This window comes from Pseudoalteromonas sp. SR45-5, assembly GCF_014163565.1.
GTDB classification, from domain to species: domain Bacteria; phylum Pseudomonadota; class Gammaproteobacteria; order Enterobacterales; family Alteromonadaceae; genus Pseudoalteromonas; species Pseudoalteromonas distincta.
The window spans coordinates 1-7,848 of sequence record NZ_JACJDN010000128.1; the positions used below are offsets into that span (position 1 = coordinate 1).

Below are 7,848 nucleotides of genomic sequence, written 5' to 3' on the forward strand. Positions count from 1 at the left end.
TGAGCCACCGCAATAGCCTAATGAAATGTCAGGTACATCTACAAAGCTTTGTGCACCCAGTCCGTTAGGGTAGATTGTTTCTACACTTGGGGTAAATACAATATCAGTGCCTAGTTCAGCAAGGCCTTGTTTGTCTTCGTTTAGCGTACGAGGATAGTTATCTAAATCTTCGTTAGCACCAAATTGCATTGGGTTTACAAAAATACTTACAACGACTTTGTCGGCCAAGTTTTTTGCTTTTTCTACTAGCGAAAAATGCCCACGGTGCAAGTTGCCCATTGTTGGCACAAGCGCCACGCTAAGACCTGCTTGGCGCCATGCTTTAATTTGACTACGTAACGATCTGATTTCAGTTATTGATTGCATTATTTAAACTCATGTTCAGCGCTTGGAAATGCGCCACTTTTAACATCTGTACAATACTTTTGAACGGCTGCAGGCATATTGCTTGTTTCGAGCAAAAAGTTTTTAGAAAATTTAGGAATGTAACCTGCCGAAATACCAACCAGGTCATGCATTACCAGTATTTGGCCGTCAGTTAAGCTGCCTGCACCAATACCAATAGTTGGGATACTTAAAGCGTCTGTAATGCGTTTTGCCAGGGCACTTGGAATACACTCAAGTACTAATAATTGCGCGCCAGCGGCTTCAAGTGCTTTCGCATCATCAATCATTTTTTGTGCTTTATCTTCTTCGCGACCTTGTATTTTAAAGCCACCAAATACATGAACTGACTGTGGTGTAAGGCCTAAATGCCCGCAAACTGGGATACCTTGTTGAGTGAGTGCTTTAATGCTCTCGTAAAGCCACTCTCCGCCTTCAAGTTTAATCATGTTTGCGCCAGCGCGCATAAGCTCAGCTGCATTTTTACAGGTATCACTAACGCTTGAGTAGGTCATAAAAGGTAAGTCAGCAATTACAAATAATTCGCGGCTACCAGCGCGTACACAGCGGGTATGATATGCAATATCTTGATTTGTTACGCCAAGGGTGTCATCGCCGCCTTGTAGTACCATGCCCAATGAGTCGCCCACTAAAATAACTTCAACGCCGTTATCATGAAATAACTTTGCAAAACTAGCGTCGTAGGCTGTTAATGCAGTAATTTTGTTATTTTCTGCTTTCATTTTATTTAAAGTAGAAACGGTTATTTTAGACATAATATCCTCGCAGGCAAAAGCCTAGGTTAATTACAGAGGTAATTGTTGTAAGTCGTTGAGCGGTAAGTTATTTGCAATGGTTTTTAATGCAATGCCGCTAGGTAAAATAAGTTCAGGTGCAAGCTCTAATAGTGGGTAAACCACAAACTCGCGATCACTCAAACCATAATGAGGCACGGTTAAGCGCGCCGTATTTATAATTTGATCATCAAATAATAGGGTATCGATATCAAGTGTGCGTGGACCCCAACGCTCAGCTTTTCTTACTCGACCATGCTCAAGCTCAATACTTTGTGTTAAATCAAGTAATTGCTCTGGAGCAAGGGTCGTTTTAATACAGGCTACGGCATTGATATAGTCTGGTTGATCTTGTGGGCCCATAGGCTTACTTGCATAGTAATGCGATACGTTTACAAATTCACAATTAGGCAGCTTTTTAAGCGCAATTATCGCGTTATCAAGCTGCTCTTTTGGTGAGTTTAGGTTGGCACCTAAACCCAAATAAACACAATGCATGTTATTACTCAGTTGGCTTTTTAGTAGGGCGACGGCGCTTTCGCGGCTTAGGACCACCTTGATGACCTAAGCTTTTAACCATCTCTTTTTGGCCGTTTATATCTTTACTTAAGTATTGTGTCCACCACTGAGCAAGCTCTGTATGCTGAGTTTCGCCTGCATCTACGCGTAATAATAAAAAGTCGTAAGCGGCTTTAAAGCGAGGCTGTTGCGTTAGCCTGTATGCACGTTGGCCAGCACGTTTATCTAAGCGGTGCTGAATATGCCAAATATCGCGAGCACCTAAAGTAAAGCGCTTAGGAACAGCTATATGCTGTGAATTATCGCTTAGTACTTTATTCATTGCTTGTGCGAAAGCATCGTATTCAGATAGTTGCTCTTGGCTTTGAATTTTTTTAGTGCGCTCAAGCAGTGGGAACCAAAGTAGGGCAGCAAAAATAAACGCAGGTGTTACTTTTTTATCGGCATTAATACGCTTGTCGGTATTTTGAAACATTTGCTGAATAAGCGTGTGCTCTAAGCCACTTGGGTTTTTATCTAAAATTTTATCAAGTTCAGGAAAAAGTGAGCGGAATAAGCCGTATTTACGCAGCATTAAAAAGTTAGCTTCGGCCTTGCCGTTTAAAAACAGTTTAAGAATTTCTTCAAATAAACGTGCTGGCGGAATGTTATCAAGCAAGCTTGCAAGCTCGCTAATTGGCTTTTCACTTTTAGGCGCAATGCTCATATCAAGCTTAGTGGCAAAACGTACTGCACGTAACATACGAACAGGGTCTTCGCGGTAACGCGTTTCAGGGTCGCCAATAAGCTCGATTTGTTTAGCTTTAATTGCCGCTAAGCCGTTGGCGTAATCGTGAATACTAAAATCTTTAATTGAGTAATAAAGTGCGTTGATTGAAAAGTCGCGGCGCTCTGCATCTTCTTCAATACTGCCAAATACGTTATCACGTAGTAGTTGGCCCTCATTGCTTGATTGGCTTATTTGATTTTTGTCTTCTTGCGCTTCGTGGTGGCCACGCATTGTTGCCACTTCGATAATTTCACGGCCAAATACAATGTGTGCTAGACGAAAGCGACGACCTATCAGGCGACAGTTTCTAAATAGTTTTTTTACCTGATCTGGAGTTGCATTAGTAACTACGTCAAAATCTTTTGGCTGTTGGCCTAACAATATATCGCGAATACAACCACCAACAAGGTAGGCATCGTAGCCACCGTCTTTTAAGCGGTATAATACTTTGATTGCATTTGGGCTAAATTGTTTGCGAGAAATACCATGCTCACCACGAGTGACAACAATAGGTTCACTGCTTACAGAAGCGCTTTCGGCACTGGTATTCGGGCCGATTATTTGTCGGCAAAATTGAAAAAGCTTGGAAATAATAGTCTGTCTCCTAGAAGGTGTGATTGACTCTGCATCGCAATCAAAAGTTACAGCAAATAGGGCAGTTATAACCCAGTACAAGCTGTTTGACGTAATTAGCATATATTTAGGCGGCTATCATATACCAGCAGGGTTTAAAAATTAAGTTGATGTGTTGAAATTAAGCCGTTTTTAGCTATTTTATTTACTTAAATGTGTAAATTGGACTTTCTGGCTATGTGGATGTTGAGAAATTTGTATTTCGGATACTTGGGGGACCTGTTTTAAGCTAAAGTTTTTAATTCCCCAATCGATTAATTGTTCTATATTTAAGTCGCTTAAATCAGCTATAACAGGTAGCCCTAAAAATTCAAAAGCGCTAATTAAAGCAGGCTTTGGATTTTGCTTACAAATGGCGGGGGCATAATTTTGTTTAGATAGTTTAAAACCGGGTTTGGCAACCGCTAAAGGTAAATGAGCAAATTCAGGTACAGGGCTGCCGAGTTGTTTAAACAAACTAATTTGCCGAGCTGTTGGTTCAATTAAATCTGCGCCTCTTACAATTCGATTTATCCTTTGATCGATATCATCGACGACCACAACAAGTTGATATGCAAATAAACCGTCACTGCGTTTAATTAAGTAATCTTCGTGGGATAATGCACTATTTACCGATATATCACCTTGAATTAAATCACTAAATTGGGTCGTTGGATGTAGCTGAACTAAACGAAGTGCGCCGGATTGAGTATGATGATTAAGTGCTTTGCAATGCCCCTGATAAATACCGCCAATGGCTTTTATTTGCTTTCGAGTACAGGTGCAACCATAAACAAGGTTTTGCTCTAAAAGAGAGTGGGTAATATCTTGATATAAAGACAGGCGCTGTGTTTGGTATACAACAGGTTCATCCCAATAAAGGGCGTAGGCTTGTAAGGTATTTAGAATATCGGAGTCGGCGTTTTTAACCACGCGCGTAGTGTCAATGTCTTCAATACGAACTAACCATTTTCCTTGATTAGCTTTTGCATCTAAATAGCTACCTACAGCCGCTACAAGTGAGCCAAAATGTAATGGCCCAGAAGGAGACGGCGCAAAACGACCGCGATATTTACGCATAGGCGCAGTAACGGCTGTAGGAGACATAACTAACTAATAAGTTTTAATTAGCCGCGTCCAGATTGCTTTTCTTTGATTTCTGCAAGTGTTTTACAGTCTACGCATAAATCGGCAGTAGGACGTGCTTCTAAGCGACGTATGCCAATTTCGATGCCACAAGACTCACAAAAGCCAAAATCATCTTCTTTAATCAAATTAATTGTTTTTTCAATTTTTTTGATTAATTTACGTTCGCGGTCACGAGTACGAAGTTCTAAAGAGAATTCTTCTTCTTGTGCAGCGCGGTCAACTGGGTCAGGAAAGTTAGCAGCTTCGTCTTGCATGTGCGATTTAGTACGATCAACTTCGTTACGTAAATCGTTACGCCAAGTCTCTAAAATTGCTCTAAAATGAGCACGTTGTGCATCATTCATGTACTCTTCGCCTGGTTTTTCTTGGTATGGTTCTAAACCGGCTTGAGCCAATAAACCATGTTTCTTTTGGTCTGGCATAACTCTCTCCTAAATCCTTAATTTAATGCCTCAGCATTAGCCGGCGGTATAAATAACAGAATCTTATACCCTAGGCAAATTTATTTTTAATTAATCGAATTAGCTTCAACCATGCTTACTGAGTAAAAAAGTGTATTAATAGTTTATTTACACTTTTAATTAATTCACATATTCGCTTTCTAAAACTTGCCTTGTTATATGGGCAAAAGCTTCAAAAGCAAGTTAATTTTTATAATTCACTTTTTACCACTTTCTATAATTAGAGTGCTTTGTAAATTACGCTTAGTTCAATCTCTTGGTTTATTACACTATTCTATAAATGCTATTCTTTTATGAAGTAAGACTCCATTAGCTGAAATTTTGGCTTTGTATGCTAATACTTCAACACCGGCTATTATTGCTTGGTTTAATAACGTGGCGTATTTTTTATCAATATGCGCAGCTGCACTTACGGTATTTATTCCTTCATGCAAAACAGCGAACAGTAATACTGCTCGGTGGCCTTGTTCGATCATTTCTATTAGTTCGCGAATATGCTTTTGTCCACGCACTGTTTGCGCATCAGGAAAGTAGCCTTGTCCGCTTTGTGGTGTATCTTCGCTTAATAATGTGACTGATTTAACTTCTACATAGCAATCGGGCTTATTTTCGTCTGTGAGTAAAAAGTCGATACGACTGTTTTCGCTGCCGTACTTAACTTCGCTTTGCAATTGACTGTAGTCGAGTAGCTCGCTTATCACATTATTGTTTATTGCTTCTTCAACTACTTTATTAGCCACCGCTGTATTTACACAAATAAGCTGCGATAAGTTATTTTGCGTAAGTTCTAATGAATGCGGGTATTTTCGTTTTGCGTTATCGCTTGTTGAATAAAAAGCAGTAAAGCCTGGCTCAGCGCATCCCGTCATTTTACCTGTATTTGCACAGTGGGCGGTAAATTCGCTGCCATCACTTAATTGTAAATCAGCTAAAAAGCGTTTGTAGCGCTTTAATAATATGGCTGGTTGCAGCGCTGGCGTGTACTTCATAATAACTTCCAAAGCGTAAACACTGCTCAGCAGTGTGATTTATGTTATTTATCTCAAGCTGTTGGGAACTTAAGCGCTCTATAGTAAACTCGGTGGCACATTTAAGTGCAAGGGAATTCTAACATGAGTGAAAAATTTGTTGTTCAACTAAGCGAACAAGCAGCAGCGAGTCATTGGGGCGATAATGCGTCATTGTCTTTTAACGAGCGCGGTGCAACTGTTCATTTATCTGAGCAAGACACATTAAAAAATGTTCAAAAAGCAGGCCGTACTATTGCAAGCCAAGGCGTTAAAAATGTTGAATTAGCAGGTGATACTTGGTGTACAGAAAGCCAGTGGGCTTTTTACCAAGGCTTTGTAACACCAAAATCATTAAACGGTGTTGAGTTTGTTGATAACGCACAATCAGATATTAAAGAACTTGCTCACTTAAAAACGTCAGCAATTTGGGCACGTGAAATGGTTAACGGTACTGCCGATGACATATACCCAGAAAGCCTAGCTGAAAAAGCAGCTGAGTTTATTCAATCATTAGCGCCTGAACATGTAAGTTACCAAATTATTAAAGGTGATGCGTTACTAGAACAACAGTGGATTGGTATTCATGCAGTTGGTCGCGGTAGTGTTCGCCCACCAGTATTGCTTGAGCTTGATTACAACCCAACAGGCGACGAAAATGCACCAGTAAGTGCTGCGCTTGTAGGTAAAGGTATTACGTTTGACTCAGGTGGTTACTCAATTAAATCAAGCGAAGGTATGCTTGGTATGAAGTGCGACATGGGCGGCGCTGCAACAGTAACAGCAGGTTTAGCATTGGCTATTAACCGTGGTATTGAAAAACGTATTAAGCTGTTTTTATGTTGTGCTGAGAACTTAATTTCGGGTCATGCATACAAATTAGGTGACATTCTTACTTACAAAAATGGCACAACAGTTGAAATTGTAAACACGGATGCTGAAGGTCGCTTAGTACTTGCTGATGGCTTAATGGCAGCAGGAGAGACTGGCGCTCCACTTATCATTGATGCAGCAACACTAACTGGAGCAGCGCTTGTTGCTGTTGGCCAAGAGTACAATGCATTATTTGCACTTGATAAAGAACTTGCACGTGAAGTTGAAAGTTTTGCATCTCAAGAAATGGAAGCTGCTTGGCCACTTCCTCTTGAAAAATGGCATCAACAAAACTGCCCATCTCCTTATGCTGATACGGCAAATAGCCGTGCACAAAAGGGTGGCGGTTACGGCGGTGCATCGAATGCTGCAGGCTTTTTATCACGCTTTGTGCCAAACGATGGCAAAGGCTGGGTGCACATAGATTTAGCTGCTGCTTTTAACATGGGCAGTACAAGCCAATGGGCAGCGGGCGCAACAACTCAAGGTATGCGTACGGTTGCTCGTACCCTACAAGAAAAAGCATAATATTTACTAAATTATGCTTTTTACACTAAAAATAGGCACCTTTGGGTGCCTATTTTTTAATTTACAGGCAAGCAATTTTATTTCATTTGCGGTAAAATCCGTCGCCAATACCTGTTTGAGTTTAATTTTTGCTTAACTCTAAGCTGCGCTCAAATCTTATATCCACCACTGGGGTTTCTAATTATGTCAGATAAGTGCTACATCACAGCTCAACAGCTGCTTGAAGATTCGTTCCGCGTAGCGGCACAAGTATACCAAGATGGCTTTCGTCCTGATTTTATTATTGGTATTTGGCGAGGTGGTGCACCGATCGGTATTGCTGTTCAAGAATATTACGATTATAAAGGCATTGAGACTGACCACATTGCAGTACGTACATCGTCTTATTACGGTATTGGTAAACAATCTAAAGAAATTAAAGTGCACGGTTTGCATTACATTGTTGAGAACGCAAATGCAGGCGACTCATTATTAATTGTTGATGATGTATTTGACTCTGGTCGTAGTATTGTTGCATTAAAAGAAAAGCTTTCAGAGCTTATGCGCTTAAACTTGCCACGTGATATTCGTATTGCATGTCCGTACTACAAGCCAAAAAACTCAAAAGTAGACACTGTTCCAGATTATTATATTCATGAGTCTGAAGAGTGGTTAGTGTTCCCGCATGAACTATCGGGTTTAACACCGGATGAAATTATTGCAGGTAAATCTGATCTTGTGAAAATTCATGACATTTTGCTAGAGAAGTAATC

Annotated in this window: 9 protein-coding genes; 2 read left to right on the forward strand and 7 right to left on the reverse strand. The window is 40.4% G+C overall.

Going from position 1 to position 7,848, the window contains the following annotated elements; translation table 11 throughout:
• From H5072_RS06960 to sfsA, 7 genes are all read right to left on the reverse strand, one after another.
• A partial coding sequence (locus H5072_RS06960; protein WP_182693102.1) for a pantoate--beta-alanine ligase occupies window positions 1–366 on the reverse strand: 366 nt, incomplete at its 3' end.
• The gene (panB, locus tag H5072_RS06965) at window positions 366–1,160 is read right to left on the reverse strand and encodes a 3-methyl-2-oxobutanoate hydroxymethyltransferase (protein ID WP_182693103.1); all 795 of its coding nucleotides are present in this window, start codon (window positions 1,158–1,160) and stop codon (window positions 366–368) included. The genes H5072_RS06960 and panB, both read right to left, overlap by 1 nt.
• 30 nt (window positions 1,161–1,190) lie before the next feature.
• The gene (gene folK, locus H5072_RS06970) at window positions 1,191–1,676 is read right to left on the reverse strand and encodes a 2-amino-4-hydroxy-6-hydroxymethyldihydropteridine diphosphokinase (RefSeq protein ID WP_024597168.1); all 486 of its coding nucleotides are present in this window, start codon (window positions 1,674–1,676) and stop codon (window positions 1,191–1,193) included.
• 4 nt (window positions 1,677–1,680) lie between these two features.
• Entirely contained in the window at window positions 1,681–3,162 is a 1,482-nt protein-coding gene (gene pcnB, locus H5072_RS06975) for a polynucleotide adenylyltransferase PcnB (RefSeq protein ID WP_002962675.1), read from the reverse strand.
• A gap of 78 nt (window positions 3,163–3,240) precedes the next feature.
• Window positions 3,241–4,185 (reverse strand): tRNA glutamyl-Q(34) synthetase GluQRS, encoded by a 945-nt coding sequence (gluQRS, locus tag H5072_RS06980; protein WP_182693104.1) that lies wholly within the window; start codon window positions 4,183–4,185, stop codon window positions 3,241–3,243.
• Window positions 4,186–4,205: 20 nt separating this feature from the next.
• Window positions 4,206–4,649, reverse strand: coding sequence for an RNA polymerase-binding protein DksA (dksA, locus tag H5072_RS06985; protein WP_002962671.1), 444 nt, complete (start codon window positions 4,647–4,649; stop codon window positions 4,206–4,208).
• Between the two features lie 308 nt (window positions 4,650–4,957).
• Entirely contained in the window at window positions 4,958–5,677 is a 720-nt protein-coding gene (gene sfsA / locus H5072_RS06990) for a DNA/RNA nuclease SfsA (protein WP_182693105.1), read from the reverse strand.
• A 123-nt stretch (window positions 5,678–5,800) separates the two neighbouring features.
• On the opposite strand from sfsA, the gene pepB reads away from it, so the two are divergent.
• Complete coding sequence (gene pepB / locus H5072_RS06995) at window positions 5,801–7,096, forward strand: aminopeptidase PepB (protein ID WP_002962668.1); 1,296 nt, start codon at window positions 5,801–5,803, stop codon at window positions 7,094–7,096.
• 183 nt (window positions 7,097–7,279) lie between these two features.
• Complete coding sequence (locus tag H5072_RS07000; RefSeq protein ID WP_002962666.1) at window positions 7,280–7,846, forward strand: phosphoribosyltransferase; 567 nt, start codon at window positions 7,280–7,282, stop codon at window positions 7,844–7,846.
• Window positions 7,847–7,848: the final 2 nt, after the last annotated feature.

Bases quoted from the DNA above. Each gene is read 5' to 3' on its own strand.
- panB (WP_182693103.1), bottom strand. From the start codon at position 1,160: ATGTCTAAAATAACCGTTTCTACTTTAAATAAAATGAAAGCAGAAAAT.
- dksA (WP_002962671.1), bottom strand. From the start codon at position 4,649: ATGCCAGACCAAAAGAAACATGGTTTATTGGCTCAAGCCGGTTTAGAA.
- pcnB (WP_002962675.1), bottom strand. From the start codon at position 3,162: ATGCTAATTACGTCAAACAGCTTGTACTGGGTTATAACTGCCCTATTT.
- gluQRS (WP_182693104.1), bottom strand. From the start codon at position 4,185: ATGTCTCCTACAGCCGTTACTGCGCCTATGCGTAAATATCGCGGTCGT.
- pepB (WP_002962668.1), top strand. From the start codon at position 5,801: ATGAGTGAAAAATTTGTTGTTCAACTAAGCGAACAAGCAGCAGCGAGT.
- H5072_RS07000 (WP_002962666.1), top strand. From the start codon at position 7,280: ATGTCAGATAAGTGCTACATCACAGCTCAACAGCTGCTTGAAGATTCG.
- folK (WP_024597168.1), bottom strand. From the start codon at position 1,676: ATGCATTGTGTTTATTTGGGTTTAGGTGCCAACCTAAACTCACCAAAA.
- sfsA (WP_182693105.1), bottom strand. From the start codon at position 5,677: ATGAAGTACACGCCAGCGCTGCAACCAGCCATATTATTAAAGCGCTAC.